Origin of the sequence: Streptomyces rectiviolaceus (assembly GCF_039533825.1) — a bacterium.
GTDB lineage: Bacteria > Actinomycetota > Actinomycetes > Streptomycetales > Streptomycetaceae > Streptomyces > Streptomyces rectiviolaceus.
Genome location: NZ_BAAAUG010000084.1, coordinates 96,554 through 120,841 on the forward strand (window position 1 = coordinate 96,554; position 24,288 = coordinate 120,841).

Annotated in this window: 22 protein-coding genes; 11 read left to right on the forward strand and 11 right to left on the reverse strand. The window is 70.4% G+C overall.

The window, feature by feature from the left end; all coding sequences use genetic code 11:
- Positions 1-7 precede the first annotated feature (7 nt).
- The 3 genes from ABD378_RS23845 to ABD378_RS23855 form a co-directional block, all read right to left on the reverse strand.
- Positions 8-1,504, reverse strand: coding sequence for an ABC transporter permease (locus ABD378_RS23845; RefSeq protein WP_344523491.1), 1,497 nt, complete (start codon positions 1,502-1,504; stop codon positions 8-10).
- 150 nt (positions 1,505-1,654) lie between these two features.
- The gene (locus ABD378_RS23850; protein WP_344523493.1) at positions 1,655-2,914 is read right to left on the reverse strand and encodes a L,D-transpeptidase; all 1,260 of its coding nucleotides are present in this window, start codon (positions 2,912-2,914) and stop codon (positions 1,655-1,657) included.
- A gap of 255 nt (positions 2,915-3,169) precedes the next feature.
- Complete coding sequence (locus ABD378_RS23855) at positions 3,170-3,538, reverse strand: hypothetical protein (protein ID WP_344523495.1); 369 nt, start codon at positions 3,536-3,538, stop codon at positions 3,170-3,172.
- Positions 3,539-3,666: 128 nt separating this feature from the next.
- On the opposite strand from ABD378_RS23855, the gene ABD378_RS23860 reads away from it, so the two are divergent.
- Both ABD378_RS23860 and ABD378_RS23865 read left to right on the forward strand, forming a co-directional pair.
- On the forward strand, positions 3,667-3,969 hold the full coding sequence (locus tag ABD378_RS23860) for a hypothetical protein (protein WP_386546722.1): 303 nt from the start codon (positions 3,667-3,669) through the stop codon (positions 3,967-3,969).
- Positions 3,970-4,088: 119 nt separating this feature from the next.
- Entirely contained in the window at positions 4,089-4,868 is a 780-nt protein-coding gene (locus ABD378_RS23865; RefSeq protein ID WP_344523499.1) for a PepSY domain-containing protein, read from the forward strand.
- Positions 4,869-4,939: 71 nt separating this feature from the next.
- Here the strand turns inward: ABD378_RS23865 and hutH are convergent, their stop codons facing one another.
- The 5 genes from hutH to ABD378_RS23890 all read right to left on the reverse strand — a co-directional run bounded on the left by hutH (position 4,940) and on the right by ABD378_RS23890 (position 11,373).
- Positions 4,940-6,478 carry a histidine ammonia-lyase gene (gene hutH, locus ABD378_RS23870; RefSeq protein ID WP_344523609.1) on the reverse strand — a complete coding sequence of 513 codons (1,539 nt, stop codon included), beginning with the start codon at positions 6,476-6,478 and terminating at the stop codon, positions 4,940-4,942.
- A 175-nt stretch (positions 6,479-6,653) separates the two neighbouring features.
- Positions 6,654-7,841 carry a GGDEF domain-containing protein gene (locus tag ABD378_RS23875; RefSeq protein WP_344523501.1) on the reverse strand — a complete coding sequence of 396 codons (1,188 nt, stop codon included), beginning with the start codon at positions 7,839-7,841 and terminating at the stop codon, positions 6,654-6,656.
- Between the two features lie 85 nt (positions 7,842-7,926).
- Positions 7,927-8,724, reverse strand: coding sequence for an enoyl-CoA hydratase/isomerase family protein (locus ABD378_RS23880; RefSeq protein ID WP_344523503.1), 798 nt, complete (start codon positions 8,722-8,724; stop codon positions 7,927-7,929).
- Between the two features lie 122 nt (positions 8,725-8,846).
- Positions 8,847-10,019 (reverse strand): adenylate/guanylate cyclase domain-containing protein, encoded by a 1,173-nt coding sequence (locus tag ABD378_RS23885; protein WP_344523505.1) that lies wholly within the window; start codon positions 10,017-10,019, stop codon positions 8,847-8,849.
- 421 nt (positions 10,020-10,440) lie between these two features.
- Positions 10,441-11,373 carry a biotin--[acetyl-CoA-carboxylase] ligase gene (locus tag ABD378_RS23890; RefSeq protein ID WP_344523507.1) on the reverse strand — a complete coding sequence of 311 codons (933 nt, stop codon included), beginning with the start codon at positions 11,371-11,373 and terminating at the stop codon, positions 10,441-10,443.
- A 174-nt stretch (positions 11,374-11,547) separates the two neighbouring features.
- Between ABD378_RS23890 and ABD378_RS23895 the strand changes: the two genes are divergently transcribed.
- The 4 genes from ABD378_RS23895 (at position 11,548) to ABD378_RS23910 (ending at position 14,361) form a co-directional block, all read left to right on the forward strand.
- Complete coding sequence (locus ABD378_RS23895) at positions 11,548-13,197, forward strand: acyl-CoA carboxylase subunit beta (RefSeq protein WP_344523509.1); 1,650 nt, start codon at positions 11,548-11,550, stop codon at positions 13,195-13,197.
- Between the two features lie 35 nt (positions 13,198-13,232).
- Positions 13,233-13,439 (forward strand): acyl-CoA carboxylase subunit epsilon, encoded by a 207-nt coding sequence (locus tag ABD378_RS23900; RefSeq protein WP_344523511.1) that lies wholly within the window; start codon positions 13,233-13,235, stop codon positions 13,437-13,439.
- A gap of 97 nt (positions 13,440-13,536) precedes the next feature.
- Positions 13,537-13,665, forward strand: coding sequence for a morphogenic membrane protein MmpB (mmpB, locus tag ABD378_RS23905; protein WP_283779090.1), 129 nt, complete (start codon positions 13,537-13,539; stop codon positions 13,663-13,665).
- Positions 13,666-13,743: 78 nt separating this feature from the next.
- Complete coding sequence (locus ABD378_RS23910; RefSeq protein WP_344523515.1) at positions 13,744-14,361, forward strand: nucleoside triphosphate pyrophosphatase; 618 nt, start codon at positions 13,744-13,746, stop codon at positions 14,359-14,361.
- Positions 14,362-14,423: 62 nt separating this feature from the next.
- Here the strand turns inward: ABD378_RS23910 and ABD378_RS23915 are convergent, their stop codons facing one another.
- Positions 14,424-14,900, reverse strand: coding sequence for a hypothetical protein (locus ABD378_RS23915; protein ID WP_344523517.1), 477 nt, complete (start codon positions 14,898-14,900; stop codon positions 14,424-14,426).
- 349 nt (positions 14,901-15,249) lie between these two features.
- On the opposite strand from ABD378_RS23915, the gene ABD378_RS23920 reads away from it, so the two are divergent.
- Positions 15,250-17,022: an acetyl/propionyl/methylcrotonyl-CoA carboxylase subunit alpha gene (locus ABD378_RS23920; protein WP_344523519.1), complete on the forward strand. Its 1,773-nt coding sequence runs from the start codon at positions 15,250-15,252 to the stop codon at positions 17,020-17,022.
- A gap of 132 nt (positions 17,023-17,154) precedes the next feature.
- Positions 17,155-17,784: a TetR/AcrR family transcriptional regulator gene (locus ABD378_RS23925; RefSeq protein ID WP_344523521.1), complete on the forward strand. Its 630-nt coding sequence runs from the start codon at positions 17,155-17,157 to the stop codon at positions 17,782-17,784.
- Here ABD378_RS23925 and ABD378_RS23930 read toward each other — a convergent pair.
- Together ABD378_RS23930 and ABD378_RS23935 are read right to left on the reverse strand one after the other, a co-directional pair.
- Complete coding sequence (locus tag ABD378_RS23930; RefSeq protein ID WP_344523523.1) at positions 17,770-18,747, reverse strand: DeoR/GlpR family DNA-binding transcription regulator; 978 nt, start codon at positions 18,745-18,747, stop codon at positions 17,770-17,772. The genes ABD378_RS23925 and ABD378_RS23930 overlap by 15 nt on opposite strands.
- A 209-nt stretch (positions 18,748-18,956) precedes the next feature.
- The gene (locus tag ABD378_RS23935; protein ID WP_160506852.1) at positions 18,957-20,405 is read right to left on the reverse strand and encodes an NAD(P)H-quinone dehydrogenase; all 1,449 of its coding nucleotides are present in this window, start codon (positions 20,403-20,405) and stop codon (positions 18,957-18,959) included.
- A 118-nt stretch (positions 20,406-20,523) separates the two neighbouring features.
- On the opposite strand from ABD378_RS23935, the gene ABD378_RS23940 reads away from it, so the two are divergent.
- From ABD378_RS23940 to ABD378_RS23950, 3 genes are all read left to right on the forward strand, one after another.
- Complete coding sequence (locus ABD378_RS23940; protein ID WP_344523525.1) at positions 20,524-20,961, forward strand: gamma-glutamylcyclotransferase family protein; 438 nt, start codon at positions 20,524-20,526, stop codon at positions 20,959-20,961.
- Positions 20,962-21,149: 188 nt separating this feature from the next.
- Positions 21,150-21,974, forward strand: coding sequence for a purine-nucleoside phosphorylase (locus ABD378_RS23945; protein ID WP_344523527.1), 825 nt, complete (start codon positions 21,150-21,152; stop codon positions 21,972-21,974).
- A 571-nt stretch (positions 21,975-22,545) separates the two neighbouring features.
- The gene (locus ABD378_RS23950; RefSeq protein ID WP_344523611.1) at positions 22,546-24,180 is read left to right on the forward strand and encodes a phospho-sugar mutase; all 1,635 of its coding nucleotides are present in this window, start codon (positions 22,546-22,548) and stop codon (positions 24,178-24,180) included.
- Positions 24,181-24,288 lie beyond the last annotated feature (108 nt).

Sequence of the window (24,288 nt, forward strand, 5' to 3'; positions counted from 1 at the left end):
GAGCCGCCTACTCGACGCGGCGCAGGGCGTCCGCGGGCCGCAGCCGCGAGGCACGCCAGCCGCCGAAGGCGCCCGCGATGAGACCGCCGGCCACGGCCAGGCCGACGGCGAGCGCGATGGTGGTGGCGCTGACCGGTGCGGTCAGCGAGATGTCCAGTGCCTTGGAGGCCGAATCGCTCAGCGATGCGCCGGGGCCGCCTCCCGCGCCACCGGGGCCGCCGCCCATGCCGCCGCCCGACTGGCCGCCGGCCGACCCGAGTTGCGCCGTCAGGGTGGGGCTGATCGCCGTCACCACGTACGCGCCGCCGAGGCCGACGGCGATGCCGAGCACTCCGCCCACCAGGCCGTTGACGACCGCCTCGCCGACGACCTGCCGGGTGACACGGCCGCTCTTCCAGCCGAGCGCCTTCAGCGTGCCGAACTCCCTCACGCGGCGGCTGACCGCCGACGAGGTCAGCAGACCGGCGACCAGGAAGGCCGCGACGAGCACGGCGATCGACAGCCACTTTCCGACGCTGGATGCGAGGTCGGAGGCGGTGGAGAGCGAGCCCGATACGGTGTCGGCGAGGTCGGCGGACGTGGTCACGGTCGTACCGGAGACGTTCTTCTGGATGGCGCTCTTGACCGCGGCGATCTGCTGCGAGTCCGCGGCCTTGACGTACACCGTCGTGATCTTGTTCTTCGAGTCGGCGAGGGTCTGCGCGCGCTTGAGCGGGAGGTAGAGATTGGCCGCGGCGTCCCCGCTGTCGGGCGTCGCGATGCCGACGACCTTGATCTTGGTGCCGGAGATCGTGACGGTGTCGCCCACGGAGAGCTTCTTCTCCTTGGCGTACGAGGCGTCGGCGACGGCCACCTTGGCGTCGGACTCCGACCCCGTGAACGTACGCCCCTTGCTGATCTTGGAGGAGGTCAGCGGGCCCAGGTCGAGCTTGGCGACATCGGTGCCGTAGACGCTGTAGGAGTCGACGTCGAAATCGGCGCCGCCACCGCGCACCTGCCCTTCCTGCTGGTCGCTGCCGCCACCGCCGGGCGGCTGTGCCTTGCCGCCGTCCGTGCCCGGCGCCTTCTCGAACTCGCCCCGCTCGAACTGGCCGTTGACCTTCATGACCTGCAGGCTCAGCCCGCCGACGGCATCGGCGACGCCGCTCTGGCCGTCGACCTTGGCGACGGTGGACGAGGAGAGCGTCTGGAAGCCCTGCACCATGACACGGTCGCTGCTCTGCTCCTTGCCGTCCTTGCCGTCGGCGTCCTTGGCGTCGAACTTGAAGCGCGGGCGTCCGGTCTGGCCGCTCCCCTCCTTGGGCGGGGTGGCCGCCTTGGTGACGGTCATGTCGGTGCCGAGTCCGTAGAGCGACTCGAGGACCTTGCCCTGCGCCTGCTTCATGCCGGACGACACGGAGCTGACGACGATGACCAGCGCGATGCCGAGGGCGAGTCCGGAGGCCACGACAAGTGCCGCTTTTCTGCGGCGGCGCAGCTCGCGCCTCAGGTAGGTGAAGAACATGTGCGTGAAGCTAAGTACGCACCGTGATGAACGGATAAAGGCGGCATAAGAGAAGGATGAGAAGCCCGAACGGCAGTGGCCCGCACCCCCGTTGAGGGGTGCGGGCCACTGCCGTGCGTGTGCGTGTGCGTGGGGGGGGGTACCTCGGTCTCAGACCGCGGAACCGGCCTTCCACTGTGCCCAGTCCATGACCCAGCCGTTGAAGCCGTTGTCCGGCTGGACCGTCTTGTCGCCGGTGTTCCTGACGTCCACGACGTCACCGACCATGGAGTTGTCGTAGAACCAGGCACCCGGGGTGCTCTTGTCGTTCGCGCCCTTGGCGTCTTCGAGGCCGACACAGCCGTGGCTGGTGTTGGCGCCGCCGAAGATGGACTTCGCGCCCCAGTAGTTGCCGTGGATGAACGTGCCCGAGTTCGACAGACGCATGGCGTGCGGCACGTCCTTGATGTCGTACTCGCCCTTGCCGTCGTCGTCCGTGAAGCCGACCGTCGCGCCGTTCATCCGGGTCTCCTTGAACTTCTCGGAGATCACCATCTTGCCGTTGTACGTCTTGTTCTCCGGGGATCCCGCGGAGATCGGGATGGTCTTGACGACCTTGTTGTCCCGCATGACCTTCATGGTCTTCGTCTTGGCGTCGACGACGGAGACCTGGTTGCGCCCGATCTTGAACTGGACCGTCTTCTCCTGGACGCCGGTGACGCCGTCCGCACCCTCGACGCCGTCGAGAGACAGCTTCATGGTGACCGTGGAGTTGCCCTGCCAGTAGTCCTCGGGGCGGAAGTCCAGGCGGTTGTCGCCGAACCAGTGGCCGACGACTTCCTGGCCACTGCTCGACGACACCTTGATGTGGGACTGAACGTCCTTCTTGTTGCTGATCGCCTTGTCGAAGTTGATCGACACCGGCATGCCCACGCCGACCGTGGAGCCGTCCTCGGGCGTGAAGTTCCCGATGAAGCTGTTGGTCGGCGAGACCGTCGTGAACTTCGAGTTCTCGTGCGCCTTGCGGCCCTCGGAGTCCTTGGCGGTGGCACTGATCTTGTAGGTGGTCGCCCGCTCCAGCTGACCGCTGGGCTTCCAGCTCTTCTTGTCGGCAGCTATCTGACCGGCGACCGCGGTCCCCTCCTCGGTCGTCATCGTGACGTCCGTCAGGGAGCCGTCGCTCACCTTGACCGCGGCCGCGCTGTTGATGCTCGCGTTGTCGGAGCCGTCCTTCGGCGCGATCTTGATATCGGCGTCGGACGTCTTCTTGGCGGCTGCTTCGTCGACCTGGTTCTGCGACTCCTTGCCTCCGCCGGCACTCTTGTCGCCGTCGTCGCTGCTACAGGCCGAGAGCACCAGGACGCCGCCGACCAGAGCGGACACGGCCGCAAGACCCTTGCGCCGCCCGCGCCGCCGCCTACTGTCCGTCATCACACGCTTCTCCATCGTTGCCGAAATCCCCAACACGCCAAAGAACGCCGAGAGTCCCCGTAATCCCGCATAACGTCCTGCCCGGTTCGTCCCGTTCCACTACCGCGGAAGATGTGGGAAACACCACGTCATGCGGTGCGCCGGTGACAGCCGTGCACCTCTGAGACGACGGAACCCCGGGCGGCGGTTGCCGTCCGGGGCTACGGGTTCCGTTTTTTCCGTCCGCTAGACGTACTACTTTCCGTCTACCGCCTGCTACCCCCGGCCACCGTCGCCGACCCCGTCCCCGTCGCCCCCGTCGTCCTCGTCTGCCTCATCATCCTCGTCCGGGTCCCAGTCAGGCGAATCGGGGTCGTAGTCGATCTGCTCGCTGCTCCAGGAGGCCTGCGAGAGCTCCACCCCGGGGAGCTGGCTGACCAGGTCGAACGGGTCCACCAGATAGGCGAGTGCTTCCGCGTCGTCCTCCTTGACGGCCGTCTCGGCATGCAGCCGCTCCTCGGCGGGCATGTGCTCGTCCTCCGCGATCCGGCGCAGCGCGGAGGCCGCGAGCTCGCCGGAGTCGTCGACCTCCACCACCAATTCGACGCGGAGTCGTACAAAACGTGATGTCTCAGATGTGCTCATGAGTCGGAGCGTACGACCCATGACCCCCGCGACTTTCCCGCGACCCGCGCCTTTCATTACCATCGCCCCACACGGCCAATTCGCCAGCGCCACAAGGGGGATCCGATTCCGTGTCCGCACGTCGATCGCTGTTGACCGCCACTGCCGCGGGGGCCCTCCTCGGCGCCCTGTGGTTCGTCCCCTCCGCCAATGCGACGGCGACGTTCAGATCCCCGGAGGCACCTGACTCCACCCGGGTCGTCCACACCGAACAGCGCCGCGCGACGCTGCCGTCGGACGACACCGCCGCCCCCACGGACGCCCGCCTCGCGGACACGGGCGCGGGCGTCGACACGACTCCGTACCTGATCGGCGGGACCGCGTTCCTGGGCCTCGGGGCGGGGTTCGTGGCGTATTCGGTACGCAGGGAGCAGCGAGGACCGGCCTACTGAGGGCGCTCTTCGAGTTCGCGGTGGACATCCTGGTGGAAGGGCTCGCGCGCCGGGCACTCGGGTGACCCTGGCCGCGCGGCAACATGGCCGGATACGGGGCGGGGGCTAGGCATGCGGATATGAGATTCGAGCCCCGGCACAAGAACACCGGAACCCTCCGCGCCCGCCACCTCCGTCTCGTCGGCACCCTGTGCGCCGTCGTGGCATCGGCAGCACTGGTCACAGGCTGCGGGGAGGACAGCGGCAAGGCGTCCGCCGCAGCGACCTCGGAGGCGGCGAAGACCGTCCCGAAGGAGGCGCCGTCACAGAGCCCCACGGGCAGCGCGTCCCTCACGCAGGACCAGCAGGAGCGCAAGGCGCTGCTCGCCGACACCAAGGTCACCTACGACAAGGCCGCCGCCACGGCGGTGGGCAAGGTCTCGGGCGGCAAGCTGACCGACCTCGACCTGAAGGGCCTTGACGACAACGACGACACCGACGGCGACGACAGCGACGACGACGCGAGCGGAAGCCCGAGCCCCAGCCCGAGCCCGAGCGGCAGCTCCACCGGCCCGGAATGGGTCGCCGAGGTCGCCGAGAAGGATGGCACCGTGCACAACGTCCGCATCGACGCGGTCTCGGGCAAGGTGATCAGCTCCGCCCCCGACAACGACCAGGACGCCGACGACAAGAAGGAGACGGCCGACTGGCTCTCCCGCGTCAAGCAGTCGCCGGAGCAGGCGGCCAAGGTCGCGACGGACAAGAAGAAGGGCACGGTCACGTCCATCGGTCTGGACGACAACGACAAGAACACGCTCGTCTGGTCCGTCGACGTCGTCACCGACGACTGGAACAAGACCGACTTCGAGATCGACGCGGTCAAGGGCGACATCACCCGTGAGCACGTCGACCGCGACTGACGGACGGTCACCACGCATGGGGGCGCCGTCACCTGGTGACGGCGCCCCCATCGACGTACGACATGCCTCCGCTAGGCCAGCGGACCCGTCACCGGCTCGACCGCGTCGAGCAGCGCGCCGGACCGCACGAACGCGTCCGCCGCCGCCAGGTCCGGCGCGAGGAAGCGGTCGGGCCCCGGGCCCTCGACGCCCGCCTTGCGGATCGCCTCGATGACCGCCTGGGTCGCCGGGGCGGGCGTGAGGCCCTCGCGGAGTTCGACCGCGCGCGTCGCCGCGTACAGCTCGATCGCGACGATGCGGGTCAGGTTGTCGACGGCTGTACGGAGCTTGCGGGCCGCGGACCAGCCCATCGACACGTGGTCCTCCTGCATCGCGGATGACGGGATCGAGTCGGCCGATGCCGGGACCGCGAGCCGCTTCATCTCACTGACGAGCGCCGCCTGCGTGTACTGGGCGATCATCAGGCCCGAGTCCACGCCCGCGTCGTCCGCGAGGAAGGGCGGAAGGCCGTGCGAGCGGTTCTTGTCGAGCAGCCGGTCCGTGCGGCGCTCCGTGATGGAGCCGAGGTCAGCCGCGGCGATCGCGAGGAAGTCCAGGACGTACGCGACCGGCGCCCCGTGGAAGTTGCCGTTCGACTCGACGCGGCCGTCGGGCAGGACCACCGGGTTGTCGACCGCGGCGGCGAGCTCGCGCTCGGCGACAAGACGCGCGTGCGCCATCGTGTCGCGCCCCGCGCCCGCCACCTGCGGCGCACACCGCACCGAGTACGCGTCCTGCACACGCGGCGCGTCGTCCTGGTGGTGCCCTGTCAGGCCCGAACCGGCGAGGACCGCGAGCATGTTGGCGGCGGACGCGCCCTGACCCGGGTGCGGCCGGATGGCGTGCAGCTCGGGGGCGAGGACCTTGGCGGTGCCGAGGAGCGCCTCGAGGGTGAGGGCCGCGGTGATGTCGGCGGACTTGTAGAGGGCGTCGAGGTCGGCGAGTGCCATCACCAGCATGCCGAGCATGCCGTCGGTGCCGTTCAGGAGGGCGAGGCCTTCCTTCTCGCGCAGCTCGACCGGCGTGATGCCGTGCGCGGCGAGCAGCTCGCCCGCGGGCTTCAGCTCGCCGTCAGGGCCCTCGGCGTCGCCCTCGCCCATGAGCGTCAGCGCGCAGTGGCTGAGCGGTGCGAGGTCGCCGGAGCAGCCGAGCGAGCCGTACTCGTGGACGACGGGCGTGATCCCCGCGTTGAGCACGTCGGCCATGGTCTGCGCGACCTCGGGGCGTACGCCGGTACGGCCTGAGCAGACCGTCTTCAGGCGCAGGAACATCAGCGCGCGCACCACCTCGCGCTCCACGCGCGGGCCCATCCCCGCCGCGTGCGAGCGGACGATGTTGCGCTGCAGCTGGGCGCGGAGGTCCGGGCCGATGTGCCGGGTGGCGAGGGCGCCGAAGCCGGTCGACACGCCGTAGACGGGCTCGGGCTTGGCCGCGAGGGCTTCGACGATCTCGCGTGAGGCGGCGAGTGCGGTCACGGCTTCGGCCGAAAGCTCGATGCGGGCGTTGCCGCGCGCGACGGCGGTGACGTCCGCTGCGGTTGTCCCGGACGTCCCCAGGACCACGGTATGCATATCCATATTCAGCAGCGTACGGACTGAATCGCCAGGTGTCACGGGTGGATACGTACTGAGCCTCTTACCGGGGGCGACGGCACCGCGCCCCCTTTGACGGGACCACTTGACGAGACCACGCCCCTTTAGGGGCGCGGGGAACCGTGCGACCAGCCCCCACCGGCCCGCAGGTTCATCACCGAGCCCCCCGCCCGCCTCCCCTGGGGGCCCGCGGCTCCGGCTCACGCCCGCGGAAGCGGCGCCTCTCCCCCGCCGGACGCGACCCCTCCGAGTCCGCGAGCCGCACCACCGGGTCGTCCGCGCCCTCGCGCCCCGCGACGACCGGCTTCGGCGCGCGTGCCGCCTTCGCGCGGTACTGGGCCGCGTCCGCGAGGCGGAACAGACGGCGGGCCGAGCGGACCTCGCCGATCGGGTCCTCGGTGGAGGCGACCCCGCACGCGACGCCGTCCCCCAGTTCCAACTCGGCTGCCCGTACGCAGAGTTCGTCCGCGACCCGCACCACCTCGTCGGCCGTGGGGCCCACGGAGAGCAGGCAGAACTCGTCCCCGCCGAGCCGCGCGGACAGGGTTCCCGGCAGCATCGCCCCGCACAGCGAGAGCACCGAGCCGAAACGTTCGAGCAGCCGGTCGCCGACCGCGTGGCCCTGGGTGTCATTGACCCACTTGAGACCGTTCACGTCGCACACGACCAGGCTCACCACCGTCCCCTCCGCACGGTGCCGCTCCACCGCCTCCTCAAGGCGCAGATCGACCGCGCGCCGGTTGGCGAGGCCCGTCAGCGAGTCGGTGAAGGCGAGGCGGCGGGCCTCCTCCAGCCTTTCGGTCTGCGCGATGCCCGCCGCGACGACCGAGGCGAGCACCGTCGCGAAGTCCGCGTCCTCGCGGCCGAAGACCGGCGCACCCACCGGGCGGGCCACATACAGCTCGCCCCACGCCCGCCCGTGCAGCACGATCGGCGCGACCACGCAGCAGCCGCGGCCGCGCCTGCGCAGGGCGGCGACACGCTGGTGGCAGTAGCCCGGAGCCGTGGCCTCCGCGGGCCCCTTGGCCGTCTCGACCCAGGCGTGCGGCTCGCCGCCGCCCGCCCAGCGTTCATGCAGGAACTCGGTGATCTCCGGGAACTCGTTCACCGGATACGCCTCGCGCTCCGGGAACTCTTCCTCCCCCTCGGCCCGTTCGCCCACGTTCACGAGCACCCTCAGCCGCCCGAGGTCGCGCTCCCAGACGGACAGCGCCGCGAAACTCCCCGCCAGCGCACGGCACGCGCCACGGGCAGCGGCCCGCCAGGACTCACGCGGAGTGTGCGCGGCGGCCATCCCCTGCGCCAGCACGACCACGGCCCGCAGCCGGAGATCCTCTCCCATCTCCCTAGGCTAGGAGATTTACGGCATTTTGGGCGATCGGAACATTACGCAGAGTGTGGACTCTCTGGACACAGGTCCGCCCCGCTCACTCTCCGGGCCACTGAGGCTTGCGCTTCTCGTTGAACGCCGCGACGCCCTCCGCCCGGTCACCGGAGAAAGCCACCGAGCGCCACGCGGCGTCCTCGACCTCGAGCCCGGCCCGCAGGTCGAGCCCGTGCCCGAGCCGCAGGGCCCGCTTGGCGGCGCGAAGGCCGACGGGCGAGTTGGCGGCGATCCGCGCCGCGAGCGCCAGCGCTTCGTCCCGGTCCTCCCCCTCGCCCACGAGCTGGTCGACGAGCCCCAACTCCCGCGCCTCGGCCGCCTCCACGCGCCGCGCGGTGAAGATCCGCTCGGCGGCCCGCGCCGCACCCACGCGGCGCGGAAGCAGCTGCGTACCGCCGCCGCCCGGGATCACGCCGACCGACACCTCGGGGAGCCCAACGACGGCCGTCGGGTCGGCGACGATGAGATCGCAGGCGAGCGCGAGCTCGAACCCGCCGCCGAGCGCGAAGCCGTGCAGGGCCGCGACGGTCGGCATGGGCAGTTCGAGTACGCCGGTGTACGCGGCCCGCGCGGTGGGCCGCTGCCGCACCAACTCGGCGTCGGAGAAGGAGTTGCGCTCCTTCAGGTCGGCGCCGACGCAGAACGCCCGCTCATGGGTGGAGGTGAGGACCACGACGCGGGCATCACGGTCCTGAGCGAGGGCGGCGCAGGCGGAGCCGATGGAGCGCGCCATGTCCGTGGACACGGCGTTCATGGCCTTGGGCCGGTCGAGGACGAGCTCGGCGACATGGGCGTGCCGCCTGACACCGACGAATTCCCCGAACCGCTGCTCGCCACCCATGACTTCCTCCACGTCTGGTTAACGCCCGTTACCGGACCACCCTGCGGATCATGCCACCGCTACGGGGCAATCGGGTGGGCGGGCAGGTAAATTCCGCCGCGAAACGGCGGTTCGGGGGGAACTCAGCTACGCCGGGCCAGCAGCCAGGGCTCGACGACACCGAGGCCTCGCACGGGCCGCTGCCACATCGGCTGCAGGGCAAAGCGGTAGGAGGGCGGCTCAGAGCCCTCCTTCTCCGCGGCCTCTGCAGCCTCCGCCGCCTCGGTCTCGGAGGCGGGCGCGTCCCCGGTCCGCGTCAGCTCCTCGGCGAGCGCGCCGTCCACCAGGACGGCGTCCCGGGGCGCTATCGACGTGAGGCGGCTCGCGAGGTTCACCGTCGTACCGAAGACGTCGCCCATCCGCGTCGTGACCGTGCCGAAGGCGATGCCGACGCGCAGCTCGGGCATCGTCTCGTCGTTGGCCATGGTCTCGATCAGCCGCAGCGCGATCTCCGCGGCCACGCCCGCGTCATCGGCGGCGTACAGAACCTCGTCGCCCAGCGTCTTGATGAGCCGCCCGCCGTGCGCGGCGACCAGGTCCGCGGCAGTGGTCTCAAAGGCCTCGACGAGCTCACCGAGCTCCTCTTCCTCCATCCGCCGGGTGAGCCGCGTAAACCCGACGAGGTCGGCGAATCCGACGGCGAGCCGCCGGTCGACCATCTCCTCGTCGTCCGCGGCCTGTACGACGCGCCCAGTGGCGGCGGCGAGCTGCCTCCGCCACACATAAACGAGAAACTCCTCCAGCTCGGGCAGAAGCAGCTCTATCAACGGATACGTGACTTCGGTCCGCGTCATGCCCGGCTCGGGCGGCTCCGTCAGCCCTTCCAAGAAGGAGTCGATCTGCCATTCGGCGAGCCGGGCGGTGGTCTGCCCGGTGGACCGCGCCACCTGCACGGCCATCGCCTCGCTGAGCAGCCCCGCCTCGACGAGACCCGCGAGGCGGCGCAGCGCGAGCACGTCCGCCTCGGTCAGGGCCTTGGCCTGGCCGATGTCGGGAAAGCCCATGGCCCGCCAGAAGCGGGAGGCCAGCTCCATGGATACGCCGGCGCTGCGGGCCGCCTGGAACGGGGTGTAGCGGCGGTCCGCGCCGAGGATCAGCCCTTCGAGGCGCAGCGCAAGGGGGTCCTTCTCGGAATCCCCCGGCTTCTCGTCCCCCGAGTCCATCGAGTCGAACGTATGGGTGACGGACCCAGCGGTACGTCCGGGCTCGCCGTCGGGGGATGCACCCGTGCCGGAGCCCGTGTCGTCGACGGTCACGCCTGCTGCCCTTCCGATCTGCCGCGGTCAGGTATCGACCGGCGCCAACTTTACGGCAGGTGTGCCGCAGCTCACGCCTTTCCTGGCGGGGGCGCCTTGGACAGTGGCTCCCCGCACCCGCGGGCACGAACACATCTTCCCCACCCACCCGCCCGTTTGCCCCGCATCCTCACCTGAACGAACAAACTCCCCCACCCACCCACCCGATTGCCCCGCGACGGGCGAGTAGGCGAACAAACGAGAGGCAGCAACCGTCACGCCCCCGCAGTCGGCAGCGAGACGCGAGGGGACGTGGCGGTATGTCCGCCCGGAGCACGGCTCCTGTCGCTCCGGAACCGAAGCAGCCCCGCGGCCACCGGACGATAGCGAGGACGGACATACCGGCGCGGCACCGCACCCACAGACGAACCGCAGCCGCCCCTTACACGCCCCGCAAATGCACGACATCCCCCGCCCCCACAGGCTCCTGCACCCCCTCCGCCGTAGCCAGCACAAGCCGCCCGTCCCCGTCCACCGCCACCGCCTCCCCCGTGATCGATCGATCACCCGGCAGCTCCGCCCTGACCTGGCGGCCGAGCGTCGCGCAGCCCGCCGCGTATGTCTCCTGGAGGCGGGACGCCGCCGGGTCGCCCTCTGCCGCGCGCCACTCCCCGTACCACTGCTCCAGGGAACGCAGCACGGCCCGCAGCACCGTGTCCCGGTCAGTGCTCACCGCCCCGGCCAGCGCCAGCGACCCCGCCCCCGGCACCGGCAGCTCGTCCGCGCGCAGCGTCACGTTGATTCCGATGCCGACCACCACGCCCCCGCCCCCGCCCCCGCCGTCCGCAGAACCCGCGGAACCCGCCCGCTCCGCCAAGATCCCTCCAGCCTTGCGCTCCTCTCCCCCCACCGTCACCAGCAAGTCGTTCGGCCACTTGAGTGCCGTGTCCACCCCGGCCGCCCGCGAAATACCCGTGGCCACGGCGACCCCGGTCAGCAGCGGCAGCCACCCCCACCGCTCGACCGGCACCGCGGGTCCCGGCTTCAGGAGTACGGAGAAGAAGAGCCCCGAGCGAGCGGGCGCCGACCAGCGGCGGTCCAGGCGCCCGCGCCCGGAGCTCTGCTCCTCGGCGACGAGAACCGCACCCTCGGGGAGCTCGTCCGCTCGCGCGGCCAGATCCGTGTTGGTCGACCCCGTCGCGGGCACCACGTCCAGGGAGGTCCACAGCCCATCCCCCCGCACCAGCGCGCGCCGCAGCGACGCGGCGTTCAGCGGCGGCCGGTCGAGGTCGGACCACCGCCCCCCACCAGGCGTACCGGGAGGAGTGTCGGAAGGAGTGTCCGACGGGTCGTCTGAAGCATCTCGCGGCGTCATGCAAGCCACCTTAGGTGTGGTAAACGCCGCACTGCCGAACCGTATGCGCGCCGATACCCTACGAGTCAGTAGCAAGCGATCACCAGCAGCCGAGCCACAGCCTCAAGCCACAGCCGCAAGCCGCATCCGCAAGCCGCCAGTCGCCCCTTTGAGCAGGCAGGGAGCCGCATCCCTATGTCCGAGCCGGAAGAGCCCAACGTGCCCGTGCCAAGCGCCGCAAGCGATACCACCGCCACCCCCGAGGCAGGTATCGACATCCATACGACTGCGGGAAAACTCGCTGATCTGCAGCGCCGCATCGAGGAGGCCAAGCACGCCGGTTCGGCCCGCGCGGTCGAGAAGCAGCACGCCAAGGGCAAGTTGACGGCGCGTGAGCGCATCGAACTGCTCCTGGACGAGCACTCCTTCGTCGAGTTCGACGAGTTCGCCCAGCACCGCTCGACGGACTTCGGCCTGGAGGCCAACCGCCCTTACGGCGACGGCGTCGTGACCGGTTACGGCACCGTCGACGGCCGCCCCGTGGCCGTCTTCTCCCAGGACTTCACCGTCTTCGGCGGCGCCCTGGGCGAGGTCTACGGCCAGAAGATCGTCAAGGTCATGGACTTCGCCCTGAAGACCGGCTGTCCGGTCATCGGCATCAACGACTCCGGCGGCGCCCGCATCCAGGAGGGCGTCATGGCCCTCGGGATGTACGGGGAGATCTTCCGCAGGAACACCCACGCGTCCGGCGTGATCCCGCAGATCAGCCTCGTCGTCGGCCCCTGCGCGGGCGGCGCCGTCTACTCCCCGGCGATCACCGACTTCACGGTCATGGTCGACCAGACCTCGCACATGTTCATCACCGGACCCGACGTCATCAAGACGGTCACCGGCGAGGACGTCGGCTTCGAGGAGCTCGGCGGTGCCCGCACCCACAACAGCACATCGGGCGTCGCGCACCACATGGCGGGCGACGAGAAGGACGCGATCGAGTACGTCAAGTCCCTTCTCTCCTACCTGCCTTCGAACAACCTCAGCGAGCCGCCCGCCTTCCCCGAGGAGGCGGACCTCGAGCTGACGGACGAGGACCGCGAGCTGGACACGCTGGTCCCGGACAGCGCCAACCAGCCGTACGACATGCACGGCGTGATCGAACACGTCCTGGACGACGCCGAGTTCTTCGAGACGCAGCCGCTGTTCGCGCCGAACATCCTCACCGGCTTCGGCCGGATCGAGGGCCGCCCGGTGGGCATCGTCGCCAACCAGCCGACGCAGTTCGCCGGTTGCCTGAACATCGACGCCTCCGAGAAGGGCGCCCGCTTCGTCCGCACCTGCGACGCGTTCAACGTCCCTGTCATCACCTTCGTCGACGTGCCGGGCTTCCTGCCGGGCGTCGAGCAGGAGCACACGGGCATCATCCGCCGCGGCGCGAAGCTGATCTACGCCTACGCGGAGGCGACGGTCCCGCTGATCACCGTCATCACCCGCAAGGCGTTCGGCGGCGCGTACGACGTCATGGGCTCCAAGCACCTGGGCGCCGACCTCAACCTGGCCTGGCCGACCGCGCAGATCGCGGTGATGGGCGCGCAGGGTGCGGTGAACATCCTGCACCGCAAGACCATCGCCGCGGCCGAGGCATCGGGCGACGTGGAGGCGACCCGCGCCCGCCTGATCCAGGAGTACGAGGACCGGCTGCTCAACCCGTACTCCGCCGCCGAGCGCGGCTATATCGACGCCGTGATCATGCCGTCGGAGACCCGCTCCCATCTGGTGCGGGGCCTGCGTCAGCTGCGTACGAAGCGGGAATCCCTTCCCCCGAAGAAGCACGGCAACATCCCCCTCTAGACCGTGCCCCAGCGAGGAGAGCGAGGAGACCGTTCATGATCAAGGTCGTACGGGGCAATCCCACCCCGGAGGAGCTGGCCGCCGCGCTCGCGGTGGTCCAGGCGCGCGCCGCGGCGGTCGCGAACCAGCCGTCCGGCGCGCCCGCGGTGCTCGACGCCTGGGCCGATCCCGCGCGCGTGGCCCGCGACCGGCTGCCCGCACCGGGGCCGACGTCGTGGGGCCGCACCTACTGGCCCGGATGAGCCGGGTGGGGCGACCCGGGAAATGAGTGAGACGGGCCGGGGCGCCTGAGTACGCGTACTCAGGCGCCCCGTCGTCACCGCGCGCAGTATCGGTCTCATGCTGTGGTCGGATCCGGAGGACAACCCGCCCAAGGACATGCGGGACATGCAGGCGAAGATGCGCCGTGCGGGACTCGTGCTTGCCCTGGCGATGGTCGTGGCGATGTTCGTCCTCGGCATCCACTGAGGCACTCACTGAGGCAACCGCTCAGGCACCCACTGGGGCATCCGCTGAGACACCACCGCGGCTCGCTAACCTGACCGCATGAGTGATCAGCCCCGACAGCCCCGCCGTCTCGTCCTCGCCTCCAAGTCCCCCGCCAGGCTCGGCCTCCTGCGCCAGGCCGGTCTCGCCCCCGAGGTGATCGTCAGCGGGGTCGACGAGGACGCGGTCTCCGCACCGACCCCCGCCGAGCTCGCCCTCGCCCTGGCCGAGGCCAAGGCGTCGGTCGTCTCCGCGCGCCCGGACGCGAAGGGCGCCCTGGTCGTCGGCTGCGACTCGGTCCTCGAACTGGACGGAGAGGCGCTCGGCAAGCCCGCCGACGCCGAGGAGGCCACCGCCCGCTGGAAGTCCATGCGCGGGCGCGCGGGTGTCCTGCAGACCGGCCACTGTGTGTACGACACCGTGGCGGGCCGCCATGTGTCGGCGCTCGCCTCGACCGTCGTCCGTTTCGGTGATCCCTCGGACGAGGAGATCGCCGCGTACGTGGCGAGCGGCGAACCGCTCCACGTGGCGGGCGCGTTCACGCTCGACGGCCTCTCGGCGCCCTTCGTCGACTCGATCGAGGGCGACCACGGCAACGTCATCGGCCTCTCGTTGCCGCTGCTCCGCCGCCTGCTGGCCGAATTGGGCGTCGGCATCACGGAGTTGTGGGCGGAGTAGACCCACACAACAGGCCGCATCAGCACCACAGGCCGCATACGCACAACACGCCCCAGGAGGGCTCAGGCGGGCTGTGGGGCGCCGTTCTCCGGCGTGCCGCCGCCCGCTGCCCCGTTGCTGACGCGCGGCCCGTCGGAGGCCTCCTCGGGCTTCTTGTCGTACGCCACCAGCGTCAGCACGATCAGGCCGAGCACGACCATCATGAAGACGAAGGCGGGCCAGCCCACCAGGCCGACCGAGAACGCGCCGAGCAGCCCGTGCACCACGGCGGCGCTGATCAGGAGCAGCCGGCCGAAGCCGCCCGGCGCGCGGTCGCGTATCGCCGAGCGCGCCATGACGACGCCGCACAGCGCGAGGTAGAAGCCGAAGAGGCCGCCCGCGATCCACGTCGACACGGACATCGCGCGCGGGTCGAGCCCGGCGAGCGACATGTCCTGCTTGTTCACGACGAGCCCGAGGAACCAGTTGAGCAACGCGATGCCCACCGCTTCGACCAAGAGCACGATCGCGCCCACCCAGGCCACCGGTCTACGCGCCACGGCGCCCACCCTCTTCCGCTGTTACCGCTAGTACGTCCCAGACATCGCGAACGCTACTAACGGGTAAACCGAGGGACAAGGGCTCAGGCGAAGGCAAAGAATCATTGGGCCATTCGTAGGGACTCCACAAAGAATGCCCCTCTGCCGCAGCACGCTCTCACAGAGACCTTGACCACATGGGCGCGTTAGTCTGCCCGCAAGGGACCCTGCGTACCGTGGTGCGACAAGGGATTTCGCGGACGGGCAGGCCCCGGATCACGCTCCGTGTGGGCAAGCTCACCATTGGGGACGGGTCGAAAGGTCGTGTCGGCAGTCCCTAAACTCGGCTTGTTTCAAGGAGGGAGCCATCGTGCGCAAGGTGCTCATCGCCAACCGTGGCGAAATCGCTGTCCGCGTTGCTCGGGCATGCCGGGATGCAGGGATCGCGAGCGTAGCCGTCTACGCAGATCCTGACCGGGACGCTCTGCATGTCCGCGCGGCAGATGAGGCGTTCGCGCTGGGCGGTGACACTCCGGCCACCAGCTACCTGGACATTTCCAAGGTGCTGGCTGCGGCCAAGGACGCGGGGGCGGACGCGGTCCACCCCGGCTACGGCTTCCTTTCGGAGAACGCCGACTTCGCGCAGGCCGTACTGGACGCGGGCCTGATCTGGATCGGCCCGCCGCCGCAAGCAATCCGTGACCTCGGCGACAAGGTCGCCGCCCGGCACATCGCGCAGCGCGCGGGTGCCCCGCTGGTGGCCGGTACGCCGGACCCCGTGAGCGGTTCCGACGAGGTCGTGGCCTTCGCGGAGGAGCACGGCCTGCCGATCGCGATCAAGGCCGCCTTCGGTGGCGGCGGGCGCGGTCTGAAGGTGGCCCGGAACCTCGAAGAGGTGCCCGAGCTGTACGACTCCGCGGTGCGCGAGGCCGTCGCGGCCTTCGGCCGTGGCGAGTGCTTCGTGGAGCGCTACCTCGACAAGCCGCGGCACGTGGAGACGCAGTGCCTGGCCGACAAGCACGGCAACGTGGTCGTCGTGTCGACCCGTGACTGCTCGCTGCAGCGCCGCCACCAGAAGCTGGTGGAGGAGGCGCCCGCGCCGTTCCTGAGCGAGGCCCAGAACGCCGAGCTGTACGCGGCGTCGAAGGCGATCCTGAAGGAAGCGGGTTACGAGGGCGCGGGCACCGTCGAGTTCCTCGTCGGCGTCGACGGCACGATCTCCTTCCTGGAGGTCAACACCCGTCTGCAGGTGGAGCACCCGGTCACCGAAGAGATCACCGGCATCGACCTGGTCCGTGAGATGTTCCGCATCGCCGACGGCGAGGAACTGGGTTACGGCGACCCCGAGATGCGGGGCCACTCCTTCGAGTTCCGCATCAACGGCGAGGACCCGGGCCGCGGCTTCCTGCCCGCGCCGGGCACCGTGACCACCTTCGCCCCGCCGTCGGGTCCGGGCGTGCGCCTGGACGCGGGCGTGGAGTCCGGCTCGGTGATCGGCCCGGCGTGGGACTCGCTCCTCGCCAAGCTGATCGTGACCGGCGCGACGCGCCAGCAGGCCCTGCAGCGGGCCTCGCGCGCCCTTGAGGAGTTCAACGTGGAGGGCATGGCCACGGCCATCCCGTTCCACCGCGCGGTCGTCAAGGACCCGGCGTTCGCCCCCGAACTGACCGGCTCCGCCGACCCGTTCACGGTCCACACGCGGTGGATCGAGACCGAGTTCGTCAACGAGATCCCTGCCTTCGCCGCGGCGGTCGACGCCGAGACCGACGAGGAGCCGGGCCGCGAGACGGTGGTCGTCGAGGTGGGCGGCAAGCGCCTTGAGGTCTCGCTCCCCTCTTCGCTGGGCATGACCATCGCCCGCACCGCCGCCGCCGGCGGCGCCCGCCCCAAGCGGCGCGCGGCGAAGAAGTCGGGCCCGGCGGCTTCCGGTGACACCCTGGCGTCCCCCATGCAGGGCACGATCGTCAAGATCGCTGTCGAGGAGGGCCAGGAGGTCAAGGAGGGCGACCTGGTCGTCGTCCTGGAGGCCATGAAGATGGAACAGCCCCTGAACGCACACCGCTCGGGCACCATCAAGGGCCTCACGGCGGAGGTGGGCGCGAGCCTGACCTCCGGTGCGGTCATCTGCGAGATCAAGGATTAGCCGAACGCCGGACGGGCTGGGAACCCAGCCCGTCCGGCGTTTGAGGGCGAACTCGGCGAAGCCGGTGATCGACGGTGCGCACGCTTCGGGCAGACTTGAGGCACGCGTACGTTCAGGTCAGGGAGGCACGCCATGGCAGAGAGCCCACAAGAGCGCCCCCGCTTGAAAAGAGCGGACGCGCGCCGCAACTACGACCGGCTCCTCGCAGAGGCCCGCGCGGCCTTCGCAGAGCACGGCACGGATGCCTCGCTGGAGGACATCGCCCGCCACGCGAACGTAGGCATCGGCACCCTCTACCGCCACTTCCCCAACCGCCACGCCCTGATGAGCGCCGTCTTCGAGGAGGCGGTGAGCGATCTCCTGGACCGCTCCCGCGCGCTGCTCGAGGATCCGCAGCCCTGCTCGGCCCTGGTGACCTGGCTCCGCGCCATCATCACTCATGCGGGTGAGTACCGCGGGCTCTCCCGCGCCCTCATGTCGGCGTCGCACGACGACAGTTCGGCACTCTCCCGATGCAGCAGGCCCATGCGCGAGGCGGGCACGGCCCTGCTCGTGCGGGCGCAGGAGGCCGGTGCCGTACGCCCCGGTGTCTCGATCGGCGATCTGATGCAGCTGACCAACGCGATCGCGCTGGCCGCCGAAGAGACCCCCGAAGAGCCCGAGTTGGCCGACCGCCTCCTGATGCTGACCCTGCGCGGCCTGAAGCCCGAAGGATCGGCACCCGACAGGCCGACACCGGCGGCCGGTTCAGCGGCGGCGTAGATCCGCCACCCTCGCGGCACGCTCCCCGGGCTGCTGCTCCCCGAGCACCGCACTGCGCAACTGCCCGGGACCCGCCCCATGACCGCCGTGGTTACGGCGCTGCCCCGGCAGGGGCACGTCCCGGCGCGGCTGCCGCGCCGGGACGGAATCCACCCCTGATGATCCGGAGTTGGAGCCCGCGCTCCCGCCCGCGACCGCGATCTGCACGCCCTGATCGGCCAGGGCCTGCAACTCGGTGGCCGCGCGGTCGTCGTGCGTGGGCGGTTCGTCCGTGACCAGGCGGGTGATGACGTCCGTCGGCACCGTCTGGAACATCGTGTCGGTGCCGAGCTTGGTGTGGTCGGCGAGGACCACGACCTCGGCAGCCGCCTGGACGAGCGCACGGTCCACGCTCGCCGAGAGCATGTTGGACGTGGAGAGCCCGCGTTCGGCGGTCAGACCACTGCCCGACAGGAAGGCGCGTGAGACCCGCAGGCCCTGCAGGGACTGTTCGGCCCCGCTGCCCACGAGGGCGTAGTTGGACCCGCGCAGGGTGCCGCCGGTCATGACGACCTCGACGCGGTTGGCATGGGCCAAGGCCTGTGCCACCAAGAGGGAGTTGGTGACGACGGTCAGACCGGGTACCCGCGCGAGCCGTCGGGCCAGCTCCTGCGTGGTCGTACCCGCCCCGACGACGATGGCTTCGCCTTCTTCGACGAGTCCCGCCGCGAGATCGGCGATGGCCGTCTTCTCGGCGGTCGCGAGATGTGATTTCTGCGGAAAGCCGGACTCCCGCGTGAATCCGCCCGGCAATACCGCACCGCCATGTCGGCGGTCGAGGAGTCCTTCTGCCTCCAGCGCGCGCACGTCCCGCCGTACGGTCACTTCGGAGGTCTGGACGACGCGGGCGAGCTCCCGGAGCGATACAGCTCCGTTGGCCCGCACCATTTCGAGGATCAATTGGCGACGTTCTGCAGCGAACACGAAACTGACAGTAACCCCAACGACCGTCTGCTTTCAGCAGTTTGCGCCGAATTACAGAAGTTGTTCGCACGGCTGGGCGGGAAGTGGTATACGCGCCTACTCACCCCGCCTATGCCGGGCGAATGGGCGACAACAGCCCGTGACCTGCACGGAGTTGATACCCAGCACGAACCCGATCAGTCGGCGTTCAACCGACGATCGGTCCGCGATCAGGCTTCGCCCGCCGACTTCCGCGTGTGAAGTTGACGCGCGACCTCGGCGATCGAGCCCGAAAGGGATGGATACACGGTGAACGCATTCGCGATCTGCTCGACCGTCAGATTGTTGTCGACCGCGATCGAGATGGGGTGGATCAGTTCCGAAGCACGCGGTGCGACGACCACACCGCCCACCACGATGCCCGTACCGGGACGGCAGAAGATCTTGACGAAGCCGTCGCGGATGCCCTGCATCTTGGCGCGCGGATTGCGCAGGAGCGGCAGCTTGACGACGCGGGCGTCGATCTTGCCGCTGTCGACGTCGGACTGGCTGTAGCCGACGGTCGCGATCTCGGGGTCGGTGAAGACGTTCGACGAGACGGTCTTCAGGTTGAGCGGCGTCACCGCGTCGCCCAGGAAGTGGTACATCGCGATGCGCCCCTGCATGGCGGCGACGGAGGCCAGCGCGAAGATCCCGGTCACGTCACCGGCGGCGTACACGCCCGGCGCGGACGTGCGCGACACCTTGTCGGTCCAGATGTGCCCGGAGTCCTTGAGCTTGACCCCGGCCTCCTCCAGGCCCATGCCGCTGCTGTTCGGGATGGCACCCACGGCCATCAGACAGTGCGTACCGGAGATGACGCGGCCGTCGTTGAGCGTCACCTCCACGCGGTCGCCCACGCGCTTGGCGGAGGCGGCGCGGGAGCGCGACATGACGTTCATGCCTCGGCGCCGGAAGACGTCCTCGAGGACGGCGGCGGCGTCCGGGTCCTCGCCGGGCAGCACGCGGTCGCGGCTCGACACGAGCGTGACGTTCGACCCGAGCGCCTGATAGGCGCCGGCGAACTCGGCACCGGTGACACCGGAGCCGACCACGATGAGCTCTTCGGGGAGCTCGTCCAGGTCGTACACCTGGGTCCAGTTGAGGATCCGCTCGCCGTCGGGCAGCGCGTCCGGGACCTCGCGCGGGTGCCCGCCGGTGGCGATGAGGACGGCGTCGGCGACGAGGGTCTCCTCGCTCCCGTCGGCCGCGCGCACGACGACCTTGCGCGAGCCGTCGGTGTCCTGCTGGCCCTCCAGGCGGCCACGGCCGCGCAGCACGCGCGCGCCGGCACGCGTGACGGAGGCGGTGATGTCGTGGGACTGCGCGAGCGCGAGGCGCTTCACTCGCCGGTTGACCTTGCCGAGGTCGACGCCGACGACGCGCGCCGGCGTGTCGATGTGCGGGGTGTCGTCCGCGACGATGATGCCGAGCTCTTCATACGAAGAGTCGAAGCTGGTCATCACCTCGGCCGTGGCGATCAGAGTCTTCGACGGGACGCAGTCGGTGAGCACCGACGCCCCGCCCAGACCGTCGCAGTCGACGACGGTCACCTCCGCGCCGAGCTGGGCGGCAACGAGTGCCGCCTCGTATCCGCCGGGTCCGCCGCCAATGATCACGATCCGAGTCACGTACTCCATTGTCCCGCACGCTTCAAGGTGCTTCGCCCCGGGGGCTCCATCCGGGCCGTTCTCCCTACAAGAAGGGCACTTCCGTTACCGGAGGGACGCACGCGTCGCCTGCCGTACCCTCGACCACATGTCGCTCTACGCCGCGTACGCCGGCAATCTGGATCCGCGGCTCATGTCACGCCGCGCCCCGCACTCGCCGCTGCGCCAGACCGGCTGGCTGAACGGCTGGCGGCTGACCTTCGGCGGAGAGCACATGGGGTGGGAGGGCGCGCTCGCCACGATCGTCGAGGCGCCGCGCTCGCAGGTCTTCGTCACGCTTTACGACGTCGCCCCCATGGACGAGGACTCCATGGACCGGTGGGAGGGCGTGGGGCTCGACGTCTACCGGCGCATGCGCGTGCGCGTGCACACCCTCGACGGCGAGGAACCCGCCTGGGTGTACGTACTCAATGGTTACGAGGGCGGCCTGCCGTCCGCCCGCTATCTGGGGGAGCTTGCCGACGCGGCGGAGACCGCGGGAGCGCCCCACGATTACGTGATGGAGCTGCGGAAGCGGCCTTGCTAGGCGGGCGGCGGGACTCCCCGGGGGACTTCCGCCCGACTCCTGTCCGACTTCGGACCTCTCGTCGGGCTCTCGTCGGACCTCTCGTCGGGCTCTCGTCGGGCTCTCGTCGGAAACGACAAGACAACGATCCGAATCCCGTGAGCATCGTCATCTACGCGCGTAGGGCGTGAGCGGCTACTCTCGTCCGCGTGAACGCTTCAGTTATTCCGGACGACATCCAGGGCGACCCCTACGCCGCCGCCGACGCCGCCGCCGCGCGCCTGCGTGAGCTGACGGGCGCCGAGACCCACGACGTAGCCCTTGTGATGGGCTCCGGCTGGGCGCCGGCCGTCGACGCGCTCGGCGTGCCCGACGCCGAGTTCCCCGTCACCGAGCTGCCCGGCTTCCCGCCGCCGGCTGTGGAGGGGCACGGCGGCCGTATCCGCTCCTTCCAGGTCGGTGACAAGCGCGCCCTCGTCTTCCTGGGCCGCACCCACTACTACGAGGGCCGTGGCGTCGCCGCCGTCGCGCACGGCGTGCGTACCGCGGTGGCCGCGGGCTGCAAGACGATCGTGCTGACGAACGGCTGCGGCGGCCTGCGCGAGGGCATGCGCCCCGGTCAGCCGGTCCTGATCAGCGATCACCTCAACCTGACGGCCACCTCGCCGATCGTCGGCGCGAACTTCGTGGACCTCACGGATCTCTACTCCCCGCGTCTGCGCACCCTCTGCAAGGAGATCGACCCCTCCCTCGAAGAGGGCGTCTACGCGCAGTTCCCCGGCCCGCACTACGAGACTCCGGCGGAGATCCGCATGGCCCGCACGATCGGTGCGGACCTGGTGGGCATGTCGACGGTCCTTGAGGCGATCGCCGCGCGCGAGGCCGGCGCGGAGGTGCTCGGCATCTCCCTGGTCACGAACCTCGCCGCGGGCATGACGGGCGAGCCGCTGAACCACGAGGAGGTCCTCCAGGCGGGCCGCGACAGTGCTACCCGCATGGGTGAGCTGCTGGGTCAGGTCCTGGGCCGCATCTGATTTTTCCTGGCGGGGGCGCCTTGTCCGGGCGGGGGCGCCTTTGCTGGGCGGGGTGCCTCTGCCAGGCGGCGGCCAGTTGCCGGGCGGGGTGCCGCTGCACGGCGGCTTGGCAGCCTGCGGCGATCGCTGCCGCACAGGCTTTCCCGCCCACCCGCCCGATTGCCCCGCAGCGTTGGTGACCACCCGCCCGTCCGATTGCGTCTGAGCGTCGGAGTCGGTTGCCGCACAAGCTTTCCCGCCCGCCCACCCGATTGCCCCGGAGCTTCGGGCGTAATCGGGTGGGTGGGCGGGTGGGGCAGGAAGCCCCCACCAGGCCGGACCGGGTAGGTGTACCCACTGCGGGGTGATCGGGTGGGTAGAGCAGGAAGCCCCCACCAGGCCGGACCGGGTAGGTGTACCCGCTGCGGGGTGATCGGGTGGGTGGGCGGGAAAGATCCGTCGCGAAGCGGCGGGACAGGAACACCCCGACGGGCCGCACCGGGCGAATGCGCCCGCAGGGCCGCACCCCGGGTAGGAGTACCCGGAGAACCCCCGCATTAGAACTCCGCATACGAGAGGCTGACGTCACGTGCTGGACGACTCTGAACTCATCGCGCGGGCCCAGGCCTGGCTGGCCGAGGACCCGGACCCCGACACCCGCGAGGAGCTCGCCAAGCTCATCGAGAGCGGGGACACCGAAGAGCTGGCCGCCCGGTTCAGCGGCACCCTCCAGTTCGGCACCGCCGGTCTCCGCGGCGAGCTCGGCGCGGGCCCCATGCGCATGAACCGCTCCGTAGTCATCCGCGCGGCCGCGGGCCTCGCCGCGTACCTCAAGTCCAAGAACCAAACCGACGGCCCCGTAGTGATCGGCTACGACGCCCGCTACAAGTCGGAGGACTTCGCGCGCGACACCGCGGCGGTCATGACGGGCGCGGGGCTCAAGGCGGCGGTGCTGCCCCGCCCGCTCCCCACCCCCGTACTCGCCTTCGCCATAAGGCACCTCGGCGCCGTCGCGGGCGTGGAGGTGACCGCGAGCCACAACCCTCCGCGCGACAACGGCTACAAGGTCTACCTCGGCGACGGCTCCCAGATCGTCCCGCCCGCGGACGCGGAGATCGCGGCGCAGATCGACGCGGTCGCCACCCTCCACGACGTCCCCCGCCCCGAGACCGGCTGGGAAACCCTCACGGACGACGTCCTGAACGCCTATCTGGCGCGTACGGACGCCGTCCTGGCCCCCGGCTCGCCCCGCACGGCCCGCACCGTCTACACGGCCATGCACGGCGTCGGCAAGGACACCCTCCTCGCGGCGTTCGAGCGGGCGGGATTCCCCGCCCCCGTACTCGTAGCGGAACAGGCGGAGCCGGACCCGGACTTCCCGACCGTCGCGTTCCCCAACCCGGAGGAGCCGGGCGCGATGGACCTCTCCTTCGCGAAGGCCCGCGAGGTGGACCCGGACCTGATCATCGCCAACGACCCGGACGCGGACCGCTGCGCGGCGGCGGTCAAGGACGGCACCGACTGGCGCATGCTCCGGGGTGACGAAGTGGGCGCCCTCCTCGCAGCCCACCTCGTACGCCGAGGCGCACGCGGCACGTTCGCCGAGTCGATCGTGTCCTCCTCCCTCCTGGGCCGGATCGCGGAGAAGGCGGGCCTCGCGTACGAGGAGACCCTCACCGGCTTCAAGTGGATCGCCCGCGTGGAGGGCCTGCGCTACGGCTACGAAGAGGCCCTCGGCTACTGCGTGGACCCCGACGGCGTACGCGACAAGGACGGCATCACGGCGGCGCTCCTGCTCACGGAGCTGGCCTCCGAGCTCAAGGAGCAGGGCCGCACGCTGCTCGACCTCCTGGACGACCTGGCCGTCGAGCACGGCCTGCACGCCACCGACCAGCTGTCGGTCCGCGTGGAGGACCTCTCCCTGATCGCGGACGCGATGCGCCGCCTGCGCGAGCAGCCGCCGACGGCGCTCGCGGGCCTGCCCGTGACGAAGGCCGAGGACCTGACGCGGGGCACGGACAAGCTGCCGCCCACGGACGGCCTGCGCTACACGCTCGACGGGGCCCGCGTCATCGTGCGCCCGAGCGGCACGGAGCCGAAGCTGAAGTGCTACCTGGAGGTGGTGGTCCCGGTGTCGGCGAAGTCCGGCCTGCCCACCGCCCGCGCGGAGGCCACGGATCTCCTCGCGGCGATCAAGCGCGACCTGTCCGCGGCCGCGGGCATCTAGCGGGTATCCGAGGCGGGTGGCCGCAGGGTCGCCACCCGTCCGAGTGGTTCGGTCGGCGCAGCTGCCGCAGCGATCCGGTGCGCTGCCGGTCCCCCAGGAAGGGTGACC